18 protein-coding genes are annotated in these 21810 nt (G+C 63.8%); 17 read left to right on the top strand and 1 reads right to left on the bottom strand.

What is annotated here, in order from left to right; genetic code table 11:
* The first annotated feature begins 143 nt into the window (after positions 1–143).
* The 15 genes from HV711_RS20675 to HV711_RS20605 all read left to right on the top strand — a co-directional run bounded on the left by HV711_RS20675 (position 144) and on the right by HV711_RS20605 (position 17565).
* On the top strand, positions 144–1232 hold the full coding sequence (locus HV711_RS20675; protein ID WP_035477776.1) for a helix-turn-helix domain-containing protein: 1089 nt from the start codon (positions 144–146) through the stop codon (positions 1230–1232).
* A gap of 83 nt (positions 1233–1315) precedes the next feature.
* Positions 1316–2650: a flavodoxin-dependent (E)-4-hydroxy-3-methylbut-2-enyl-diphosphate synthase gene (gene ispG / locus HV711_RS20670; RefSeq protein ID WP_013588887.1), complete on the top strand. Its 1335-nt coding sequence runs from the start codon at positions 1316–1318 to the stop codon at positions 2648–2650.
* A gap of 2 nt (positions 2651–2652) precedes the next feature.
* The gene (hisS, locus tag HV711_RS20665) at positions 2653–3993 is read left to right on the top strand and encodes a histidine--tRNA ligase (RefSeq protein ID WP_013588886.1); all 1341 of its coding nucleotides are present in this window, start codon (positions 2653–2655) and stop codon (positions 3991–3993) included.
* Between the two features lie 46 nt (positions 3994–4039).
* Positions 4040–4669, top strand: a complete 630-nt coding sequence (locus tag HV711_RS20660; protein ID WP_028363404.1) for a YfgM family protein — start codon at positions 4040–4042, stop codon at positions 4667–4669.
* Positions 4670–4731: 62 nt separating this feature from the next.
* The gene (bamB, locus tag HV711_RS20655; protein ID WP_013588884.1) at positions 4732–5877 is read left to right on the top strand and encodes an outer membrane protein assembly factor BamB; all 1146 of its coding nucleotides are present in this window, start codon (positions 4732–4734) and stop codon (positions 5875–5877) included.
* A 407-nt stretch (positions 5878–6284) separates the two neighbouring features.
* Complete coding sequence (gene der / locus HV711_RS20650) at positions 6285–7622, top strand: ribosome biogenesis GTPase Der (protein WP_013588883.1); 1338 nt, start codon at positions 6285–6287, stop codon at positions 7620–7622.
* A gap of 143 nt (positions 7623–7765) precedes the next feature.
* Positions 7766–8002 (top strand): RNA chaperone Hfq, encoded by a 237-nt coding sequence (hfq, locus tag HV711_RS20645; protein WP_006051315.1) that lies wholly within the window; start codon positions 7766–7768, stop codon positions 8000–8002.
* A 55-nt stretch (positions 8003–8057) separates the two neighbouring features.
* Complete coding sequence (hflX, locus tag HV711_RS20640; protein ID WP_156946676.1) at positions 8058–9245, top strand: GTPase HflX; 1188 nt, start codon at positions 8058–8060, stop codon at positions 9243–9245.
* A 59-nt stretch (positions 9246–9304) separates the two neighbouring features.
* Positions 9305–10729 (top strand): FtsH protease activity modulator HflK, encoded by a 1425-nt coding sequence (gene hflK / locus HV711_RS20635; protein WP_035477777.1) that lies wholly within the window; start codon positions 9305–9307, stop codon positions 10727–10729.
* A 12-nt stretch (positions 10730–10741) separates the two neighbouring features.
* Positions 10742–11644: a protease modulator HflC gene (gene hflC, locus HV711_RS20630; RefSeq protein WP_035477778.1), complete on the top strand. Its 903-nt coding sequence runs from the start codon at positions 10742–10744 to the stop codon at positions 11642–11644.
* A gap of 45 nt (positions 11645–11689) precedes the next feature.
* Positions 11690–11881, top strand: a complete 192-nt coding sequence (locus HV711_RS20625; RefSeq protein WP_013588879.1) for a DUF2065 domain-containing protein — start codon at positions 11690–11692, stop codon at positions 11879–11881.
* A gap of 224 nt (positions 11882–12105) precedes the next feature.
* A complete protein-coding gene (locus tag HV711_RS20620; RefSeq protein WP_028363398.1) occupies positions 12106–13257 on the top strand; it encodes an ATP phosphoribosyltransferase regulatory subunit in 1152 nt (383 codons plus the stop codon).
* Between the two features lie 226 nt (positions 13258–13483).
* On the top strand, positions 13484–14830 hold the full coding sequence (locus tag HV711_RS20615; RefSeq protein ID WP_013588877.1) for an adenylosuccinate synthase: 1347 nt from the start codon (positions 13484–13486) through the stop codon (positions 14828–14830).
* A gap of 3 nt (positions 14831–14833) precedes the next feature.
* Positions 14834–15424, top strand: a complete 591-nt coding sequence (locus HV711_RS20610) for a phosphoribosyltransferase (protein WP_013588876.1) — start codon at positions 14834–14836, stop codon at positions 15422–15424.
* Between the two features lie 254 nt (positions 15425–15678).
* Positions 15679–17565, top strand: a complete 1887-nt coding sequence (locus HV711_RS20605; protein WP_035477780.1) for a potassium transporter Kup — start codon at positions 15679–15681, stop codon at positions 17563–17565.
* A gap of 175 nt (positions 17566–17740) precedes the next feature.
* On the opposite strand, the gene HV711_RS20600 is transcribed toward HV711_RS20605, so the two are convergent.
* Complete coding sequence (locus HV711_RS20600; RefSeq protein WP_028363397.1) at positions 17741–20083, bottom strand: Tex family protein; 2343 nt, start codon at positions 20081–20083, stop codon at positions 17741–17743.
* A 163-nt stretch (positions 20084–20246) separates the two neighbouring features.
* Between HV711_RS20600 and HV711_RS20595 the strand changes: the two genes are divergently transcribed.
* Positions 20247–21335 (top strand): lipoprotein, encoded by a 1089-nt coding sequence (locus HV711_RS20595; protein WP_035477783.1) that lies wholly within the window; start codon positions 20247–20249, stop codon positions 21333–21335.
* 233 nt (positions 21336–21568) lie between these two features.
* Entirely contained in the window at positions 21569–21787 is a 219-nt protein-coding gene (locus HV711_RS20590; RefSeq protein ID WP_013588872.1) for a DUF465 domain-containing protein, read from the top strand.
* Positions 21788–21810: the final 23 nt, after the last annotated feature.

The raw sequence follows: 21810 nt of genomic DNA, 5'->3' as shown, positions 1-21810 counted from the left end.
AATTGAAAAGAAAGTTTGCAGAATCGATCGGAAGCGGCACAAGAGGCCGCGCATTTTGTTATAAACGGTCTGCGATTCGGACATGAGGTTTGGACCGGTCCGGTCGCACAAGTGAAAAAAGAATCGACGCGAAAGGATTTGGGATGAGTGAGCCGCAGCACCCGCAGCCGCAGGACACAGACACGAACGAAGGCCGCCCGGCATCTGTCGCGCGGGCGGCGGTGCAGCCTGTGGGGCAGCCGGGCCTGGACTCGCTGGCGGCGGTGGGCGCGCGCTTGACGCAACTGCGCGAATCGAAGGGCTGGTCGATCGAAGACGTGTCGGCTCGCCTGAAGGTGGCGCCCGCCAAATTGCGCGCGCTCGAATCGGGCGATATCAGCCATTTGCCGGACACCACGTTTGCATTGGGCGTGGTGCGCAGCTACGCCAAGATGCTCGGCGCCGATCCCACGCCGTTCACGCAGGCGCTGCGTCGCGAGAAGGGCGTGCCGGCACCGGATCTTTCGATGCCGGCCTCGTCGGGTAAAGATTTGCCGCGCGGGCGCGTGTCGCTGTCGCTCGGCGGCGGCGCGCAAAAAAGCCGCTCGTGGTTGTGGGGCGTGGCCGCGGTGATCGTTGCGGTGGTTGCGCTTGCCATGTGGCACACCAATGGCGGCGATTCCACGGCGTGGCTCGCGCGCCTCAAAGCGAGCGCGAATGGCGGTGTGGGGGGCGCAACGGGCGCATCCGGCGCCGTCGCGCAAGGCACGGCGGCGGCCGGGTCCGAGGCGGTGGCTCAGGATGCCGGCCAGGAGTCCGCATCTGCGCCGGAGACGAATGCCGCCGCACCGGGTGCGGCGTCCGCGACACCCATGCCGGCGCCGCTTGCCGCCGGTACTGCGCCAGCGTCCGCTGCGCCGGTCACGGCAACACCGGCCGCGCCCGCGGCGAGTGTGCCGGCCGCAGTGGCGGCAGCCTCCGCTCCGGCTGCTGCGCCGGCCGCAGGTTCGGCCATCGTCGCGCTGCGCGTGACGCAAGATAGCTGGTTCAGCGTGCGCGGCAAGGACGGCAAGGAAGTGTTCTCCGGCCTCGTGCATGCAGGCGATACGAAGGAAGTGACAGGCGAGGCGCCTTTCAAGGTCACGGTCGGCAACAAGGCGGGGCTCGAGTCGATTACGCTCGACGGCCAGCCGGTCGATCCGTCGAAATATTCGGCGGCAAAAGGCAACGTGGCGCGCTTCGCGTTGCCTTGATACAGACGGTGTGCGCCGCGGCCAACCGGACCGCGGCGCTTTTTCAATTCAGGCGCTGCATTTTTGCGGCGCGTGCGGCGTAAATGGGTTTTTCGATGCAATCCGAAGCTCAATCCCAATCCAGTAGCAAGATCGTGTCAAACGAGCCGGTGTTCGGCGGTCAGGCGCCGCGGCGCAAGTCGCATGCGGTCGACGTCCGGTGGGGCGGCCAGCTCGTCACCATCGGCGGCGACGCGCCCGTGCGCGTGCAATCGATGACGAATACCGATACCGCCGACGCCATCGGCACCGCCATCCAGATCAAGGAGCTGGCGCAGGCGGGTTCGGAACTGGTGCGCATCACGGTCAACACACCGGAGGCGGCTGCAGCGGTGCCGGCCGTGCGCGACCAGCTCGACCGCATGGGCGTGTCGGTGCCGCTCGTCGGCGATTTCCATTACAACGGCCACCTGCTGCTGCGCGACTATCCCGCGTGCGCCGAGGCGTTATCGAAGTACCGCATCAACCCGGGCAACGTCGGGCATGGCGCGAAGCGCGACACGCAATTCGCGCAGATGATCGAAGCGGCCGTCAAGTACGACAAGCCGGTGCGAATCGGCGTCAACTGGGGCAGTCTCGACCAGGACCTGCTCGCGAAAATGATGGACGAAAACGCCGCCCGTTCCACGCCGTGGGAAGCGCAGAGCGTGATGTACGAAGCGCTCATCCAGTCGGCGATCGGCTCTGCGGAGCGCGCGGTCGAGCTTGGCCTCTCGCGCAACAAGATCATTCTGTCGTGCAAGGTGAGCGGCGTTCAGGATCTGATCGCGGTCTATCGCGAGCTGGCGCGCCGCTGCGAATTCGCGCTCCATCTCGGCTTGACCGAAGCGGGCATGGGCTCGAAGGGCATCGTCGCGTCCACGGCTGCATTGTCCGTGCTGTTGCAGCAGGGCATCGGCGACACGATCCGCATTTCGCTCACGCCCGAACCGGGCGCGCCGCGTACCGGTGAGGTGATCGTCGGCCAGGAAATCCTGCAGACCATGGGTCTGCGCTCGTTCACGCCGATGGTGATCGCGTGCCCCGGCTGCGGCCGCACCACCAGCACGTTGTTCCAGGAACTGGCATCGCAAATTCAGACCTATCTGCGCCTGCAAATGCCGGTGTGGCGCGACCAGTATCCGGGCGTCGAAAAAATGCATGTCGCGGTGATGGGTTGCATCGTCAACGGCCCAGGCGAGTCGAAGCAGGCGAACATCGGCATCAGCCTGCCGGGCTCCGGTGAAAATCCGGCTGCGCCGGTGTTCATCGACGGCGAAAAGGTGAAGACGCTGCGCGGCGAGAACATTGCGCAAGAATTCCAGCAAATCGTGAGTGACTACGTCGAGCGCCGCTACGGCCGCGCCGAGGCGCTCGACTCAACCTCAGCAATTCAATAGAGATGACTGAACAGAAGAAAAAGCTCGACAAGCTGTCCGGCGTGAAGGGCATGAACGACATCCTTCCGCAGGACGCCGGGCTGTGGGAATTTTTCGAGACCACCGTCAAGTCAATGCTGCGTTCGTACGGATACCAGAATATTCGTACGCCGATCGTCGAACATACGCAGCTGTTCACGCGCGGTATCGGCGAAGTGACTGACATCGTCGAGAAAGAGATGTACAGCTTCACCGACGCGTTGAACGGTGAAAATCTGACGATGCGCCCCGAAAATACGGCGGCGGTGGTGCGCGCGGCGATCGAGCACAACATGCTGTACGACGGTCCGAAACGCTTGTGGTACATCGGCCCGATGTTCCGTCACGAGCGCCCGCAACGCGGCCGCTATCGCCAGTTCCATCAGGTCGGCGTGGAAGCGCTCGGCTTTGCCGGTCCTGACGCCGACGCCGAAATCATCATGATGTGCCAGCGGCTGTGGGACGACCTGGGTCTTACCGGCATCAAGCTCGAAATCAATTCGCTCGGGCTCGCGGAAGAACGCGCGGCGCATCGCGTCGAACTGATTGCTTACCTCGAAAAGCACATGGACGTGCTCGACGAAGACGCCAAGCGCCGTTTGTACACGAACCCGCTGCGCGTGCTCGACACGAAGAACCCGGCGCTGCAGGAAGTCGCGCAGAACGCGCCGAAGCTGATCGATTTCCTCGGCGCGGAATCGCGCGCGCACTTCGAAGGTTTGCAGCGCATTCTCAAAGCGAACAACATTCCGTTCACGATCAATCCGCGTCTCGTGCGCGGTCTCGATTATTACAATCTGACCGTGTTCGAATGGGTGACGGACAAGCTCGGCGCGCAGGGCACCGTCGCCGCGGGCGGCCGTTACGATCCGCTGATCGAGCAGCTCGGCGGCAAGGCCACCGCGGCGTGCGGCTGGGCAATGGGCATCGAACGCATTCTCGAGCTGCTGAAAGAAGAACAACTCGTGCCGGAAGACGAAGGTTGCGACGTCTATGTGGTCCACCAGGGCGACGCGGCGCGCGAGCAGGCCTTCATCATCGCCGAACGGCTGCGCGACACCGGCCTCGACGTGATCCTCCATTGCAGTGCGGACGGCCAGTCGGCAAGTTTCAAATCGCAGATGAAGCGCGCCGACGCGAGCGGCGCCGCATTCGCAGTCGTGCTCGGCGAAGACGAAATCGCCAACGGCACGGTGGGCGTTAAACCGCTGCGCGACACGAGCGCTAACGGCGGTAAAAGCGAGCAACATAACGTGCCCGCCGAAGACTTGACCGAATTTCTAATCAATGCGATGGTTGCAACCGCCGAAGACGGCGACGACTGATCGCGATGACACGCACACGTAGCAAGAATGAGGAAATCGCCGGGCAATGAGTTACCACGACGAACAAGAATCGATTGAAAGTCTGAAGGCTTGGTGGACGCAGTGGGGTAATGCAACCACGTGGATCGTGCTGGTGGTGCTGGTCGCCGCAGCCGCCTGGAACGGCTGGAACTTCTGGCAGCGGCGCGAGGCGGCGGAAGCCGCCGTGCTGTACGACCAGGTGCAGCAGGCCGTGGCATCGGGCGACAAGGCGAAGGTGAGCCGCGTGGCCGCCGACATGGAAGACAAGTTCAGCCGCACGGCGTACGCGCAAATGACCGCGCTCGGCGCCGCGAAGGCGCTCTACGCGGCCGGCGACGAAGCCGGCGCGAAAGCCCAGCTGCAATGGACCATCGATCACGCGAAGGACGACGAGTTCAAGCAGATCGCGAAGCTGCGCCTTGCTTCGCTGCTGCTCGACGAAAAGGCTTACGACCAGGGTCTCGCATTGCTCGCCGAGCCGCAGTCCGACGCGTTCAAGGGCATCGTGGCCAATGGCCGCGGCGATCTGCTCGCCGCCCAGGGCAAGCGCGACGACGCGCGCGCGGCCTACAAACTCGCGCTCGAGTCGCTGCCGAAGAGCGACAGCTCCGAGCGCCAGCTGATCCAGTTCAAGCTGGACGCGCTGGGCGGTTAAGCGCCGCGAGCTACGACCAACCGGCCTTTCTTTAACCTATTTCCTGAATGCTTCGTCCACCGATGAATCTGCTGAAACGTTACGCTGTGCCCGTTGTCTGTGCGATGACCGTCCTCGCTCTCGCGGCATGCTCATCCACGAAAGACGAGCGCCGCGTGCCGACGCCACTCACCGAGTTCAAGCCCGTGCTTGACGTGCAGCAAGCCTGGAAGACGAGCGTCGGTAAGGCAGGCCGTTATCTGTTCTCGCCGGTCGCGGTTGGCGACGCGGTGTACGCAGCCGGCGCGAACGGCTCGGTCGCGAAGATCGACGCGCAAACCGGTAAGGACATCTGGCGAGTCAAGCTGCACGACGACATCTCCGCGGGCGTGGGCAGCGACGGCACGTTGACGGCGGTGGGCGGCCTGAAGGGCGACGTCTACGTGCTCGGGGCAGACGGCAAGCAACTGTGGACGGCGAAGGCGCCGGGCGAAATCATCTCGCCGCCGCTCGTCGGCAACGGTCTCGTGGTGGTGCGTACCGTGGACGGCCAGATCGTCGCGTTCAACGCACAAACCGGCGAGCAGAAGTGGAATTATCGTAACCGCGCGGTGCCGCTGAATTTGCGCGTGTCGTCGGGCATGACGTTCGCGGGCGACGCCGCGGTGCTGGCCGGTTTCCCCGGCGGCGCGTTCTCGGCAATCAATCTGCAAACCGGTGAAGCCTACTGGCAGACGCCGGTTTCGTACCCGAAGGGCGTGACGGAAGTGGAGCGCATCAACGACGTGACCGGGCCGCCCACACTGGTCGGATCGGAAACGTGCGCGGTGACCTTCCAGGGGCAGATTGGCTGTTTTGACGCGAATTCGGGCCGGGCGCTGTGGGAAAAAGCGTTCTCGAGCGCGAGCGGCCTCGCGCAGGACGACCGCGCGGTGGTCGCGGCGGATGACTGGTCAGTCGTGTCCGCGTTCGACGTCAGCAACGGCGCTCCGCTGTGGAAGAACGACAAGCTGAAGAACCGCGAACTGGGCGTGCCGTTCATCCTCGGTCACGCGGCGGTGCTCGGTGACTATCAGGGCTACGTGCACTTCCTGTCGCGCGACGACGGCACGCTCGTCGCCCGCATGAAGACCGACGGCAGCGCGATTACCGCGGCACCGGTGCTGGCCGGCGAGACACTTGTCGTGCAAACGCGCGACGGCGATCTGTACGGCTATCGCCCGCGCTAATCTCGCGGCGACGGCGTCGAGCGTGTTGGCCGGCCTTGCCGGCCACGCGCGTTTTTCCGGTGCCCGTGTGGGGCGCCACATAACCAGCAGATGAATTTCGCCGGGCCGGCTGATCCGGCGAGATCGAGAAGCGGTCTTTCAAGCAGGCGGTTAATAAAGCAGGTCTTCGACAGGAACCGCCGGAAAAGCGATCGACAGCAGCGGCGGGCTCACGCAGCACAACCATGCAGCCCGACGGCGCTGCCCAACCAGCCAAACCCCCGTCCGCCTCGGCGCGCCGCTGGATAGCGCAGCCGGGACTGGTCGAATTCGTGATAATTTGCGTCAAACGCTGCCGTATAGCGGCGCAATGGCGTCGCCATGCGGACGGTCGATTCCGATCCGCGTTTCACCGTGAACAACATCTGATGAAACCCGTTATTGCCCTCGTCGGGCGCCCCAATGTGGGGAAATCCACGCTGTTCAATCGTCTCACGCGCTCGCGTGATGCGCTCGTCGCCGACTTGCCCGGCCTGACCCGAGATCGCCACTACGGCGAAGGGCGCACCGGCGAGCGACCCTATCTCGTCGTCGATACGGGCGGTTTCGAACCCGTCGCGAAAGACGGCATCCTGCACGAAATGGCGCGCCAGACGCGCCAGGCGGTGGAGGAGTCCGACATCGTCGTGTTCATCGTTGACGGCCGCAATGGTCTCGCGCCGCAAGACAAGGTGATTGCCGACTATCTGCGCAAGACCGGGCGGCCCATTTTCCTCGTCGTCAACAAGGCGGAGGGGATGAAGTACAGCGCGGTGGCGGCGGACTTCTACGAACTCGGTCTCGGCGACCCGCGCGCGATTTCCGCTGCGCACGGCGACGGCGTGACGGAAATGATCAACGAGGCGCTCGGCGTCGCGTACGCGGGCCAGCCCGAAGAGAGCGACGAGGAGAAGGCGGCGCACGGCATCAAGATCGCGATCGTCGGCCGGCCGAACGTCGGCAAGTCGACGCTGATCAATGCGCTCGTCGGCGAAGAGCGCGTGATCGCGTTCGATATGCCCGGCACCACGCGCGATTCGATTTACGTCGACTTCGAGCGCCAGGGCAAGCCCTACACGCTGATCGACACGGCCGGCTTGCGCCGCCGCGGCAAAGTGTTCGAGGCGATCGAAAAGTTCTCGGTCGTGAAAACGCTGCAGTCGATTTCGGACGCCAATGTCGTGATTCTGCTGCTCGACGCGCGCCAGGACATTTCGGACCAGGACGCGCATATCGCCGGCTTCGTGGTCGAGCAGGGCCGTGCGCTGGTGGTCGGCGTGAACAAGTGGGACGGGCTGGATTCGCATGTGCGCGAGCGCACGAAAGCAGATCTGGAGCGCAAACTAAAATTTCTCGACTTCGCCAAATTCCATTTCATTTCCGCTGCGGAAAAGACAGGCATTGGCCCGCTGATGCGCTCCGTGGACGACGCCTACGCGGCCGCCATGTCGAAGCTGCCCACGCCGAAGCTCACGCGTGCGCTGATCGAGGCGGTGGAGTTCCAGCAGCCGCGCCGCCGCGGACCGGTACGGCCGAAATTGCGTTACGCGCACCAGGGCGGACAGAATCCGCCGATCATCGTGATTCACGGCAATGCACTCGACGCCATCACCGAAACGTACAAACGCTACCTTGAAAACCGCTTCCGGGAAACTTTCAAGCTGACGGGGACTCCATTGCGAATAGAGTTCAGATCGTCGACGAACCCTTACGCGGACAAAGGCTGAAACCCGCGTGTGCGTTGGGTTTGGCCGCTTCGGCAGGGGCCCCGCGCGAAAACGAAAATCGGCTATAGTGTAGCGGTTGACGGCAGATATCTTTTTCTTCTGTCGTCAATTCAGTCAACCTGCAAAAAAATACGGAGTTTGCTATGAGCAACAAAGGGCAATTGTTACAAGACCCGTTTTTGAACGCACTGCGTAAAGAGCATGTGCCGGTGTCGATCTACCTGGTCAACGGCATCAAGCTTCAAGGGAACATCGAATCGTTCGACCAGTACGTCGTGTTGCTCAGGAATACGGTCACCCAGATGGTCTACAAGCACGCAATCTCGACTGTCGTGCCAGCCCGTCCGGTGAATTTCCACCCGGATTCCGAACAGTCCTAACCCCGCCGCGGCCGGCGTAGCGTCGCCCGTCGGCGATCATTCCGGCCGCCTCATTTTGATACCCTCCAATTTGATCAATGCAGCGCTTGTCGGCATCGACTTCGGTAAGATCGATTTCGAAGCCAGCCTCGAAGAACTCAGTCTGCTCGCGCAAAGCGCGGGTGCGAATCCTCTAGTCACCCTCACCGGGCGCCGCGCCAGCCCCGACGCGAAAATGTTCGTCGGCAGCGGCAAGGCCGAAGAACTGCGTCTTGCGTGTGAGGCGAACGACATCGAACTCGTCATCTTCAATCACGCTCTTGCGCCGGCCCAGCAGCGCAATCTGGAGCAGGCGCTTAATCGGCGCGTGGTCGACCGCACGAGTCTTATTCTCGATATTTTTGCGCAACGCGCCCGCAGCCACGAAGGCAAGCTGCAGGTGGAGCTCGCGCAATTGCAGTATCTGTCCACGCGGCTGATCCGCGCATGGACTCACCTGGAGCGGCAAAAAGGCGGTATCGGCCTGCGAGGCCCGGGTGAAACCCAGCTCGAAACCGACCGCCGGCTGATCGGCGAGCGCATCAAGGCGCTCAAGTCGCGCCTCGACAAGCTGCGCCGCCAGCATGGCACGCAGCGCCGCCAGCGCTCGCGCAATCAGACCATGTCGGTGTCGCTCGTCGGCTATACGAACGCGGGCAAGTCCACGCTCTTCAATGCGCTCACGAAGGCGCAGGCGTACGCGGCCGACCAGCTATTCGCGACCCTCGACACGACTTCGCGGCGCGTGTATCTGGGCGACGAAGCGGGGCAGGTGGTGGTGTCCGACACGGTCGGCTTCATCCGCGAGTTGCCGCACCAACTGGTCGCGGCGTTTCGCGCCACGCTCGAGGAAACCATTCATGCCGATCTGCTGCTGCATGTGGTGGATGCGTCGAGCGCGGTGCGGCTCGACCAGATCGATCAGGTGAACGAGGTATTGCACGCAATCGGTGCGGACACGATCCGGCAGGTGCTCGTATTCAACAAGATCGACGCGGTGCCCGAGTTGGCGGCCCGGGGCGAAGCGGTCGAGCGGGACGAGTATGGTAATATTTCGCGCGTCTTTTTGAGCGCGCGCACGGGGCAAGGGCTGGATACATTGCGCGCTGCCGTCGCTGAGATCGCGACTGCCGAACCTCTTCCCGACACGCTGCTGGACTCCTCGGAAGAAGACCGCTCGGCAGCACCACGCGAGCACCGCAAGGTTCCCGAACTCGGGCACTGACCCGTTCCGATTGCACTGACCTGCACTGACCCGCTGTCTACTCTGGTGAACGAACACAGGTGAACGATTACAACGAGCGGAGTATCTGGCCGCGCATGCGCGCCATGCTTTCACTGAACGATCCGCGTTGGGGCCGTGGCGACGGCAATGGCGAGCGCCAGCGGCCGGTCGAGCCGAAGCGCCCGCAGACCAAGGACGGTGAAGGTCCGCCCGATCTCGACGAGATGTGGCGGGATTTCAACCGTCGTTTGAGCCGGATGTTCGGCCGCAAGGGCGGCGGCGTCGGCGGCGGGCGCCCTGACAACGGCCGTGGCGCGCGCATCGGCGTCGGCATCGTGATCGGCGTGCTGATCGCCATCTATCTCGGCAGCGGGGTGTTCGTCGTGCAGGACGGCCAGGCCGGCGTCGTCATGCAGTTCGGCCAGTATCGTTACACGGCCGCGCACGGCGTGCACTGGCGCTTGCCGTATCCGTTCCAGACCCACGAGCTCGTCAATATCGGCCAGGTTCGTCAGGTGGAAATCGGCCGCAACAACGTGGTGCGCGTGGCGAATGTGAAAGACGCGTCCATGCTGACGCACGACGCGGACATCGTCGACGTGCGTTTTGCCGTGCAGTACCAGATCCGCAAACCGACCGATTACCTTTTTCGCAGCGTCGATCCCGATCAGAGCGTGATGCAGGCCGCTCAAGCGGCGGTGCGCGGCATCGTCGGCGCCCGCAGCGGCGAGGAGATTCTTGATCAGGACCGCGAAGCAATCCGGCAGCAGTTGATGGCGGCCATCCAGAAGTCGCTCGATCAGTATCAGTCGGGTCTCGCCGTCACCGGCGTGACGATCCAGGCGGTGCAGGTGCCCGACCAGGTGCAGACCGCGTTCGACGAGGCCGCCAAGGTGCGCCAGGAAAACGAGCGTGCGAAGCGAGACGCGCAGGCCTACGCCCAGGACCTGCTGCCGCGCGCGCAAGCCGATGTGGCGCGCCAGATCGACGACGCGAAAAAGTACAGCGACAAGACGGTTGCTCAGGCGCAAGGCGACGCCGACCGCTTCAAGGAAGTCTATGCGCAGTACTCGAAGGCGCCCGCGGTGATTCGCGAGCGCATGTATCTGGAAACCATGCAGCAGATCTATTCGAATACGACCAAGGTGTTTGTGGACAACCGCGGCGGCAACAACGTGCTGTATCTGCCGCTCGACAAGCTCGTCGAGCAAACGCGTCAGCGCGTGGCCGATGCCACCGCGGCCGCGGCGGCTGCATCGGCTGTGACCGCGGCATCCGGCGCGGCTGCGGCTGGCGCCTCGCAGGCAGCGAATGCCGGCGCCGTGGGCGCGGGTGGATCGGCGGCTGCCACCGCAGCTGCGGCGGTGTCGGGAGCGGCTTCGGCCGCAGCCGCCACGCCTGCGAGCCGCCCGGCGGCGAGCAGCGATCCGCTGCGTTCGCGCGAGTCCTTCCGCAGCCGTATGCGCGAAGACGACGTTCAATAAGGAGCGCACAACATGAACAAGATCATTGCGCTCGTCATTGCAGTTGTCATTCTGCTGTTCGCCGCTTCGTCGATGGTATTCGTAGTCGACCAGCGTCATATGGCCGTGCTGTCCTCGCGCGGCGACGCGGCGCCTGCCTTGCTCGGCCCCGGGCTGCACGTGAAGTTGCCGCCGCCTTTGCAAACCGTCACGCTCGTCGACAACCGCATCCAGTCGCTCGACGCGCCGGACGAGGACCGCTACGTCACCGCGGACAAAAACGAATTGCTGGCAAACCCGGTCGTCAAGTACCGCGTGACCGATCCGCTCAAGCTGCTCGCTGAAACGAAGGGCGACGTTCAAAGCCTGCCGGAGCGTCTTGCGCTCGTCGCGCGGGGCGCGTTGACCGACGCGTTCGGCAAATACACGCTTGCCGACGCGCTCGCCAAACAGCAGCCACTCGCCGACGAGGCGCGCGGCGCGATGGACAGAACGGCGGCATCGCTCGGCGTCTCGGTGGTGGACGTTCAATTGACGCGCGTCGATTTCCCGGCCTCCATGGCGGACTCGGTCTACAAGCGGATGATCGCGGAGCGCGAACAGATCGCCGCCGACGAACGCGCGAAGGGCACCGCCGAGGCGGACAAGATCAAGGCGGACGCGCTCGCCCAGCAGCAGGCCATCCTCGCGGACGGTTACCGCGAGGCGCAAACCATCAAGGGCGAGGGCGATGCAAAGGCAGCGGAAATCGCCGCGCAAGCGTACGGCAGCGACCCGGAGTTCTATCAGTTTTATCAAAGCATGCAGGCGTACCGGAACACCTTTAAGCCCGGCGACGTGATCGTGGTCGATCCGAGCAGCGAGTTCTTCCGCTTCATGCGTAGTCCGACCGGCGGCGCAGCCCCGGACGCTTCCGCGGCCTCGCGCAAACACTAATAACCGGGCACGCCGCGGCATTCGCATCGCGGCCCCTTCTTTCGCATGGATATAGTCGGCTCGTTACTGCTCGCGATCGCGTTGATGCTGGTTATCGAGGGGATGTTCCCATTCGTTTTTCCGAGCGCCTGGCGCGACACGTTCCGTAAAATAGCGGAACGGCCGGCGCATCAGATCCGCATAGGCGGCCTGATCGTCATGCTGCTCGGACTGGTTCTGCTGTTTTTCGTGACCTGACGCAGAGCGCCGCAGCGACGCAGGGCCCGAGCCGCAAGGCCGACTGTTCCCCGTCTGCGACTGCGCGGCTTGACAGGAACCGCTGCGGATTGCCGGCGACTCCGGCGAGCCGCTGGTTGGGCGGCCGCCGTTTGCCGAAGCCGCCAGAATCAGGCCTTGGCTTGCCATTCACACTCATTACCGGCGCATTCTGCCGCCGCGTTCAACGTCGTAGGACTGTATCGATGTCGACCTGGTTACTTCCCGAGAACATTGCCGACGTGCTGCCGTCGGAGGCCCGCAAGATCGAAGAATTGCGGCGTCGCCTGCTCGATCGCTTTCGTTCGTACGGCTACGAGATGGTCATGCCGCCGCTGCTCGAGTACATCGAGTCCCTGCTCACGGGCGGCGGGCACGATCTGAATCTGCGCACCTTCAAGCTCGTCGACCAGTTGTCCGGGCGCACGCTCGGTCTGCGCGCCGACATCACGCCGCAGGTCGCACGCATCGACGCGCATTTGCTGAACCGCCAGGGCGTCACGCGGCTTTGCTACGCGGGGAACGTCGCGCATACGCGCCCGCGCGGTTTGCACGCCACGCGCGAGCAGATCCAGATCGGCGCGGAAATCTACGGCCATGCGGGTCTCGAAGCCGACCTCGAAATCCAGCAACTGATGCTCGATGCGCTGCACCTCGCCGGACTCGGCAAAGTGCGCCTCGACTTGTGCCACGCCGGCGTGCTCGCGGCATTGATCGAAGCCGAACCGGCGGCCGCGGAACTCGGCCAGGCGCTGTACGACGCGCTGGCCGGCAAGGATGTGCCTCGGCTCGTCGAACTGACCGCGAACCTCACGGCCGTCACGCGCGATGCCCTGCGCGCGCTGCCTTCGCTTTACGGCGACGCCTCGGTGCTCGACGAGGCGCGCGCGCGCCTGCCGAATGCGCCGGCCATCGCCCGTGCGCTCGACGACCTCGCGTTTCTCGCGAGCCAGGTGGAAGGCGCCGAAGTCATGATCGATCTAGCCGATCTGCGCGGCTACGCGTATCACAGCGGCGTGATGTTCTCCGCGTATGTCGACGGCGTGCCGAACGCGGTGGCGCGCGGCGGCCGTTATGACCACGTGGGGCAGGCGTACGGCCGCGCACGGGCGGCGACGGGCTTCTCGCTCGACCTGCGCGAAGTCGCGCGCATTTCGCCGGTGGAGGCGCGCAGCAGTGCGATCCTCGCGCCGTGGCAGCACGACGACTCGCTGCGCGTGAGCGTCGCCGCATTGCGCGATGCCGGCGAAGTCGTGATCCAGGCGCTGCCCGGGCACGAGCATGATCTGGATGAATTCGCGTTCGACCGCGTGTTGGTCGAGCGCAACGGCGCATGGACCGTCGAACCGCGCGCGTAAGCGTGCTTCGGTCGCGCCGCCCGCGGGCTCTTGTGCGGGCACTTTAAAGGGGCGCCGTACCGGTCCTGTATGCGTCGCCGACCATCGCGCGGCCGTCGGCTATGACTGGCCGCGCGCCTTTTGCCATACCCACCATAACGTGCATACCGTTGAGCGGAAACGGAAAAATTCCGGAAGCGTCCGCGAACATAGGTAAAATACGTTTTTAACCAGCTTACGAAACAACATGTCTGCCAGCGCAGTGAATGTGAACCCCGGGCGTAACGTCGTCGTCGTGGGAACCCAGTGGGGTGATGAAGGCAAGGGCAAGATCGTCGACTGGCTGACGGACCACGCTCAAGGCGTCGTTCGCTTCCAGGGCGGTCACAATGCCGGCCACACGCTTATCATCGGCGGCAAGAAAACCATCTTGCGTCTGATTCCGTCGGGCATCATGCATCCCGGCGTCGCGTGCTACATCGGCAATGGCGTCGTGTTGTCGCCGGAAGCGCTGTTCAAGGAAATCGGCGAACTCGAAGCCGCCGGCGTGGACGTTCAGAAGCGCCTCTTCATTTCCGAAGCCACCACGCTCATCCTGCCATACCACATTGCCATCGACCAGGGCCGCGAAGCGCGCCGTGGCGCGAGCAAGATCGGTACGACCGGCCGCGGCATCGGCCCGGCTTACGAAGACAAGGTGGCGCGCCGCGGTCTGCGCGTGCAAGACCTGTTCGAGCCGGCCACGTTTGCAGAGCGCCTGCGCGAAAACCTCGACTATCACAACTTCGTGCTGACGCAGTACCTGGGCGTCGCGGCTGTCGACTTCCAGCAGACGCTCGACACGATGCTGGGCTACGCCGACCGTCTGAAGCCGATGGTCACGGACGTGTCGCGCCGTCTCTACGATGCGAATGCCGCGGGCAGCAACCTGCTGTTCGAAGGCGCGCAAGGTACGCTGCTCGACATCGACCACGGCACCTATCCGTTCGTCACGTCGAGCAACTGCGTCGCGGGCGCCGCAACGGCGGGCGCGGGCGTCGGTCCGCAAAAGCTCAACTACATTCTCGGCATCACCAAGGCGTATTGCACGCGCGTCGGTTCGGGCCCGTTTCCGAGCGAGCTGTACGACGCGGACAACGCCGCGCGCCAGGAAGCCATCGGTCTGGAACTTGCCACCGTGGGCAAGGAGTTCGGTTCGGTCACCGGCCGTCCGCGCCGCACCGGCTGGCTCGATGTCGCCGCGCTGCGCCGCTCGATCCAGATCAACGGCGTGTCGGGCCTATGCATGACCAAGCTGGATGTGCTCGACGGCCTCGACGAAGTCAAGCTGTGCGTGGGCTATACCGTCGACGGCCAGAACGTCGATCTGCTGCCGCGCGGCGCGTCGGAAGTCGCGCGCTGCGAGCCGGTCTACGAAACGTTCGCGGGCTGGAAGGAAAGCACCGTGGGCATCAAGGAATGGGACAAGCTGCCGGCGAACGCGCGTGCGTATCTGTCGCGCGTGCAGGAAGTGGCGGGCATTCCGATCGACATGGTGTCGACCGGTCCGGATCGCGACGAGACCATTCTCCTACGTCATCCGTTCAAGGCTTAAGCGATGGTGCAAGGTGTACCCATGATTGCGATGAAAGATCCGCGCAACGACGACAAAAACCTGTGGGTCGGCTGGGACGAATATCACCGGCTGATCGAATTGCTGGCCCTCGCCGTGCATGAGTCTGGCTGGAAGTTCGACAAGATCCTGTGCCTCGCGCGCGGCGGTTTGCGCGTGGGCGACCAGCTTTCGCGCATCTACGATCTGCCGCTTGCCATACTCGCCACGAGTTCGTATCGCGAAGCAGCCGGCACGGAGCAGGGCGAGCTCGACATCGCGCAATACATTACGATGACGCGCGGCGAGCTGCACGGCAATGTCCTGCTGGTCGACGACCTCGTCGATTCGGGTGTGACGCTCGCACGTGTTCAGCAGCATCTGAAGGAACGCTATCCGGCCATCACGGCGGTTCGTTCGGCGGTGCTCTGGTACAAGGGCTGTTCCAAGGTCAAACCCGATTATCACGTGCAGTATCTGCCGACCAATCCGTGGATTCATCAACCGTTCGAGGAGTGGGACACGGTTCGCCCGCACAACCTGGGCGCGTGGATCAAGCGCGGCATGGCGCAAGCGCAGGAGTCCTCGGAAAAGTGATGCGTTGTGCGCGCACGCCGAGCGGAGCCCGATTGGGCTCCGTTTTTTTATGCGCAAGCCGCCTTGCGCGGCGCTTCGCCGGTGCGCCATGACATTGCACGCACAGCAATCTGTGCAGCAGACGCGCCCATATCGCAGTGCTACACTGCGCGGACCGTCCACGTGGTGTATCCACAACAAGCCGGGCGGCCTCAGACGGGCGGTTTAGAATAGCGGTCGTTTTTTCCGCCCAGGAAACGGATTTCCTCGCGTTTATGACAGATAACAATCACGTGCACAAACAGCCGCTGGCTTCCCTCGCGCTGGCCGCGATCGGAGTGGTGTTCGGCGACATCGGCACGAGCCCGCTGTATGCGCTCAAGGAAGCGTTCAGCCCGTCGCACGGCATTCCGCTCACCGAGCAATCCATCCTGGGCGTGATTTCGCTGCTGTTCTGGGCGATCGTGATCGTGGTCGGCATCAAGTATGTGCTGTTCGTCATGCGTGCGGACAACAACGGCGAGGGCGGCGTGCTCGCGCTGATGGCGCTGGCGCTGCGTTCGCTGGACGAAAAATCGAAAATGGCCGGCTTGCTGATGATGCTCGGCATCTTCGGCGCCTGCATGTTTTATGGCGACGCGGTGATTACCCCCGCGATTTCCGTGATTTCCGCAGTCGAGGGTCTCGAAATCGCCGCGCCTCATCTGTCCCATCTGGTGTTGCCGCTCACCATCGTCATTCTCGTGCTGTTGTTCTGGATTCAACGGCACGGCACGGCGACGGTCGGCCGGCTGTTCGGTCCCATCATGCTGGTGTGGTTCGTCGTGCTGGCCGCGCTCGGGCTCTGGCATATCGTGCAATCGCCGAATGTGATCCGCGCGCTGAACCCGTATTACGCGTACACGTTTATGGCGGCGCACGTGCTGCAAGCCTACGTGGTGCTGGGCTCCGTCGTGCTGGTGCTGACGGGCGCCGAGGCGCTGTACGCCGACATGGGGCACTTCGGCGCAAAGCCCATTCGCATGGGTTGGTATGTGCTGGTCATGCCGTCGCTCGTGCTGAATTATTTCGGCCAGGGCGCGCTGCTGATGCACGACGCGAAAGCGATTGAAAATCCCTTCTTCCTGCTTGCCCCGCAGTGGGCGTTGTTGCCGCTCGTGGTGCTGTCGACGGTCGCCACCGTGATCGCTTCGCAAGCGGTGATCTCGGGCGCGTATTCGCTGACGAGCCAGGCGATCCAGCTCGGCTACGTGCCGCGCATGAAGATTCTGCATACGTCCGAGCTGGCTATCGGTCAGATCTATGTGCCCGTGGTGAACTGGATGCTGCTGTTCATCATTCTGTGCATCGTGATTGCGTTCAAGAGCTCGGATAACCTCGCGGCGGCCTACGGCATTGCCGTGACCGCCACCATGGTCATCACCACGATCCTGGCTTGCGTCGTGATGGTGAAGGTGTGGAACTGGAACAAGATTCTCGTCGCGCTGATCATCGGCGTGTTCATGACGATCGATCTCGGCTTTTTCGGCGCAAATCTGCTGAAGGTCGAAGAGGGCGGCTGGCTGCCGCTCGGTATCGGCGCGCTGCTGTTCTTCCTGCTGATGACGTGGTTCAAGGGCAGGATGATCGTGAAGGAGCGCACGGCCGCCGACGGTATTCCGCTGATGCCGTTCCTGCAAGGCCTGCTCGCGCATCCGCCGCACCGTGTGTCCGGCACCGCGATCTACCTGACGGGCAGCGACTCGCTCGTGCCGGTCAGCCTGCTGCACAACCTCAAGCACAACAAAGTACTGCACGAGCGCACGATTTTCCTGACCTTCATCACGCGCGACATTCCGTATGTGAACGACGCAGAGCGTGTGACGGTGAGGAATATCGACGGCGGTCTGTATCTGGTGAAAGCCGCCTACGGGTTCAACGAGACGCCGGACGTGAAGGCCGTGCTCACGGAAATCGCGCGCACGCACGACATGACGTTCGAGCTGATGGACACGTCGTTCTTCCTCGCGCGCGAAACAGTGGTGCCCACCCAATTGCCCGGTATGTCGGTGTGGCGTGAGCGCGTGTTCGCGTGGATGCATCAGAACGCCGCGAAGCCGACCGACTTCTTCAGCATTCCGGCCAATCGCGTGGTGGAGTTGGGAACCAAGATCGAAATCTGACGGCGCCGCTTGTGCACCGCGAGTGCGCCGCATGCAGACATCGCGACGTGTCTGCCGCAAGTAAAAAACCCACGCCGTTGCGTGGGTTTTTTATTGCCTCCTCCCACATGGATGAGAGACGGCTTGCGTTCGGTGATGCGCAGATGTTGCTGCACACACCGAACGCACAGGTTGCTTACTTCTGCTTGAGCTTGGCAAACGCCGCGGCCATTGCGCCGCCCGGTTCGGGTTCGCGCGCGCGTTGCGGCGCGCCGCGTCCGTTGCCGCCCGAACGGCCGAAGCTGCCGCGATCCTGCTGGCTGCCGCCGCTGCGAGCCGCGGCCGCGCCGAACTCGTCGTCAAGACGCATGGTGAGCGCAATACGTTGCCGCTTCACGTCGACTTCGAGCACCTTGACCTTGACGATCTGCCCGGCCTTCACGACCTCGTGCGGATCCTTGATGAATTTCGTCGACATGGCCGACACGTGCACGAGACCGTCCTGGTGCACGCCCACGTCGATGAACGCGCCGAATGCGGCCACGTTGGTCACCACGCCTTCGAGCACCATGCCGGGCGTCAGGTCGCTGACCTTTTCGACGCCTTCGCGGAACGTCGCGGTCTTGAATTCCGGACGCGGATCGCGGCCCGGCTTTTCCAGTTCGAGCAGAATATCGCGCACCGTCGGCAGACCGAAACGATCGTCGACGAATTCGGCGGGCGACAGGCCGCGCAGCGCGTCGCGGTTGCCGAGCACCTCGCCGGCCTGCTTGTTGATCTTTGCAAGAATCCGCTGGACGACCGGATACGCTTCCGGGTGCACCGACGAGCGGTCGAGCGGATTTTCGCCGTTGTTGATCCGCAAAAAGCCCGCCGCCTGTTCGAATGTCTTGTCGCCGAGACGCGGCACCTTGCGCAGATGCTCGCGCGACGGGAATGGGCCGTTCGCGTCGCGATAGTCGACGATGTTGCGCGCCAGCGTGGCGTTGAGTCCCGACACGCGCGCGAGCAACGCGACCGACGCGGTATTCGCATCCACGCCGACCGCGTTCACGCAGTCCTCGACCACGGCGTCGAGCGAGCGCGCCAGTTCGCGCTGGTTGACGTCGTGCTGGTATTGGCCCACGCCGATCGCCTTCGGCTCGATCTTCACGAGCTCCGCGAGCGGGTCTTGCAGGCGACGCGCGATGGACACCGCGCCGCGCAGCGACACGTCCATGTCCGGAAACTCCTTGGCCGCCAGTTCCGACGCCGAGTACACGGACGCGCCCGCCTCGGAGACGACGATCTTCTGCAGCTTCAGTTCCGGATGACGCGCGATCAGCTCGCTCGCGAGCTTGTCCGTCTCACGCGAGGCCGTGCCGTTGCCGATGCTGATCAGTTCGGCCTGCGTTTGCGCGCACAGTCGCGCGAGTTTGGCGAGGGAGCCGTCCCAGTCGCGGCGCGGCTCGTGCGGGTAGATAGTGTCGGTGGCGAGCACTTTGCCGGTACGGTCGACCACGGCCACCTTCACGCCGGTGCGCAAGCCCGGATCGAGGCCGATCACGGCCTTCGGTCCTGCCGGCGCGGCCAGCAACAGGTCCTTCAGATTGCGCGCGAACACGCGAATCGCTTCGTGCTCGGCTTCGTCGCGCAAGTTGGTCAGCAACTCGTTTTCGAGGTGCGGCTGCACCTTCACGCGCCAGCACCAGCGGCACACGTCCGAGAGCCATTTGTCGGCGGGACGGTTCTGATTGGCAATGCCGAAATGACGTGCGATCAGCGCCTCGCCCGGATGCGGCACCTGTGCGTCCAGTTCTTCGCCGAGGCCGAGCTTGATCATCAGCACGCCGGCATTGCGGCCGCGGAACAGCGCGAGCGCGCGATGCGACGGCACGGTGCGCAGCGTTTCCGCGTAGTCGTAGTAGTCGCGGAATTTTTCTTCTTCAGCGGTTTCCTTGCCTTCGACCACTTTCGACGACACCACGCCCTGGTTGAACAGGTAATCGCGCAACTTGCCGAGCAGCTCGGCGGTTTCGCCGAACTGCTCGGAGAGAATGTCGCGCGCGCCGTCGAGCGCGGCCTTGACGTCGGCAACGCCTTTCTCGGCGTCCACGTAGGCCGCCGCTTCGGTTTGCGGGTCGAGCAGGGGATTGCCGAGCAGCGCGTCGGCGAGCGGCTGCAGGCCGGCTTCGCGGGCGATCTGCGCGCGCGTGCGGCGCTTCGGCTTGTACGGGAGATACAGGTCTTCGAGCACCTGCTTGCTGTCGGCGCCTTCAATCGCGGCGCGCAGTTCGTCGGTGAGCTTGCCCTGTTCGTCGATGCTCGCGACGATCGCCGCGCGGCGGTCTTCCAGCTCGCGCAGATACAGCAGGCGCTCTTCGAGGTTGCGCAACTGCGTGTCGTCGAGATTGCCGGTCACTTCCTTACGGTAGCGCGCGATGAACGGAACAGTCGCTCCTTCGTCGAGGAGTTCCACCGCGGCCGCGACCTGGCGCGGCTGGACGGACAGTTCGGCGGCGATGCGCTGGACGATCTTGAGTGCTACGGTTTCCGTCATAAGCTGTTGGGTTTCCTGCGGACTCGGTCAAGGGCCGTGCGCCGGCGGCGCCTGGCGGCGCCGCGCATGCAGTGCGTGCGCGCTGCGACCCGATTGCTGGAGCCGGGCATTTTGCCACAAATGCCAAAGGGCTCAACCGCGCCGGGGTGATAGAATTTCGGGCATGTTCCGTCGACCCTCTTTGACGTTGCCAATCCGGTTGCTAATCACGTTGCCAATTCCGTTGCGAACCTCCTTTCTGTTCAATCGCCAGGGCTCGCGCCCGGTCTCCCGCTCGCCACATTTGCCGCCGTTCGCCGTGCGCCGGTCGTCCGCTTCGCGGCGAGCTGAGCCGACTCATATCGATATTGGCGCGCCTTTGGCAGGCTGCACGTTTCTGGCATGTTGCGCGGCATTTGTCGTGGCGGCGGTGCTGGTCATGCCGGCGCCTGCTGCGGCGCAGTCCGCGGCGTCAACCCAGCCTGGCACGCAGGGCGCGAGCGCCGACGCGAAGGCCGCCTCGGATGCGACTGCAAGCACGGCAAGCCTCGACAGCGAATTCGACGCGCGCCAGAAAGCGCTGGATCAACGCACGGAGGAAAACAATTATCGCTATGGCGTCGCCGAGCATAACTGTTACAGCAATTTTTTCGTCAATCACTGTCTGAACAAGGCGCGCGACGAAATGCGCACGGTGCAGGCGCAGATTCGCAAGGAGCAGCTTGCGCTTGACGGCGAGGAGCGCGCGGAGCGCGCCCGCAAGCGCGACGAACAGGCGGCGCTCAAGCGCGCCCAGGACGAGGCGAGTGCGCCGCAGCGTGCCGCCGAAGACGCGCGTAACGCACAGGCATACGAAGAGAAGCAGCGCCAGCACGAACTCGACCAGGCACAGCGCAATGCCGAGGCGCCGCAGCGCAGTGCCAACGCCGAAGCCTACGAGGAAAAGCAGCGTCAGCACGCAATCGATCAGGCGCAGCGCGGCATCAGCCCATCACAGGCGGCCGCCAATCAGCGGGCGTACGATCAGAAGCAGGGCGACTTCCAGCGCAAGCTCGAGGAGGCCCGGCGGCAGGGCGCACAGAAAGCGCAGGAGCGCGTCGAGAAGCAGCAGAGCTTCGCAAAGAAACAGGCCGAAGCGGCTCAACACAAAGCGGACGTCGAAGCACGCCAGAAGCAGGCTGCCGAAAAGGCCGAGCAGAAACGTCAGGAACAGTTGAAGCAGCAGAAGCAGCTGGAAGAGCAGCAGAGACAGCAGCAACAGCAGCAACAGTAGTCAGCCGCGCGCGCTGCCGGGCTCATGTCGGGCTGTCGCTGCGCTCACGTGGTACGTCCGAAGGGCGGCGCGCGGTTGTACGCGGTTGTAATATCGCGGTAGTGCAGGTCGTAGCGAGTGTAGGCAGTATTGCAGACAGTCGCCGTAACGCGTTTTGAGCCGGACAGCAACCTCAGGCAACGGGCTGAACATGGCAACCATGCAGCCCACGCTACAGTCGAGCGGAGGCGAGCATGCGGGATCAACATCAGGTCATCAACGCGGACACGCTTCGCGACCGGATTCTGCAACTGGAATCGGAACACAGTGGGCTCGACCGTTTGATCGACCGAATGTCGGATGAGCCCGGCATCGACGACTTCGAGTTGCGGCGCCTGAAAAAGCGCAAACTCAAAGTCAAGGACACCATCATCTTGCTGCAGTTGCAGCTCGAACCGGACGTACGCGCTTGAGTTCGCGGCCTGGCAGGCGCCGG

It is taken from the genome of Paraburkholderia phenoliruptrix (assembly GCF_902859825.1).
In the GTDB taxonomy this organism is placed as follows: domain Bacteria; phylum Pseudomonadota; class Gammaproteobacteria; order Burkholderiales; family Burkholderiaceae; genus Paraburkholderia; species Paraburkholderia phenoliruptrix.
Note: the sequence above shows the minus strand (reverse complement) of the source record. Positions and strands in the feature narration are given on the sequence as shown.

Excerpts from the sequence above, each read along its gene's own strand:
- HV711_RS20675 (WP_035477776.1), top strand. The coding sequence starts at position 144 with ATGAGTGAGCCGCAGCACCCGCAGCCGCAGGACACAGACACGAACGAA.
- ispG (WP_013588887.1), top strand. The coding sequence starts at position 1,316 with ATGGGTTTTTCGATGCAATCCGAAGCTCAATCCCAATCCAGTAGCAAG.
- hisS (WP_013588886.1), top strand. The coding sequence starts at position 2,653 with ATGACTGAACAGAAGAAAAAGCTCGACAAGCTGTCCGGCGTGAAGGGC.
- HV711_RS20660 (WP_028363404.1), top strand. The coding sequence starts at position 4,040 with ATGAGTTACCACGACGAACAAGAATCGATTGAAAGTCTGAAGGCTTGG.
- bamB (WP_013588884.1), top strand. The coding sequence starts at position 4,732 with ATGAATCTGCTGAAACGTTACGCTGTGCCCGTTGTCTGTGCGATGACC.
- der (WP_013588883.1), top strand. The coding sequence starts at position 6,285 with ATGAAACCCGTTATTGCCCTCGTCGGGCGCCCCAATGTGGGGAAATCC.
- hfq (WP_006051315.1), top strand. The coding sequence starts at position 7,766 with ATGAGCAACAAAGGGCAATTGTTACAAGACCCGTTTTTGAACGCACTG.
- hflC (WP_035477778.1), top strand. The coding sequence starts at position 10,742 with ATGAACAAGATCATTGCGCTCGTCATTGCAGTTGTCATTCTGCTGTTC.
- HV711_RS20625 (WP_013588879.1), top strand. The coding sequence starts at position 11,690 with ATGGATATAGTCGGCTCGTTACTGCTCGCGATCGCGTTGATGCTGGTT.
- HV711_RS20620 (WP_028363398.1), top strand. The coding sequence starts at position 12,106 with ATGTCGACCTGGTTACTTCCCGAGAACATTGCCGACGTGCTGCCGTCG.
- HV711_RS20615 (WP_013588877.1), top strand. The coding sequence starts at position 13,484 with ATGTCTGCCAGCGCAGTGAATGTGAACCCCGGGCGTAACGTCGTCGTC.
- HV711_RS20610 (WP_013588876.1), top strand. The coding sequence starts at position 14,834 with ATGGTGCAAGGTGTACCCATGATTGCGATGAAAGATCCGCGCAACGAC.
- HV711_RS20605 (WP_035477780.1), top strand. The coding sequence starts at position 15,679 with ATGACAGATAACAATCACGTGCACAAACAGCCGCTGGCTTCCCTCGCG.
- HV711_RS20600 (WP_028363397.1), bottom strand. The coding sequence starts at position 20,083 with ATGACGGAAACCGTAGCACTCAAGATCGTCCAGCGCATCGCCGCCGAA.
- HV711_RS20595 (WP_035477783.1), top strand. The coding sequence starts at position 20,247 with ATGTTCCGTCGACCCTCTTTGACGTTGCCAATCCGGTTGCTAATCACG.
- HV711_RS20590 (WP_013588872.1), top strand. The coding sequence starts at position 21,569 with ATGCGGGATCAACATCAGGTCATCAACGCGGACACGCTTCGCGACCGG.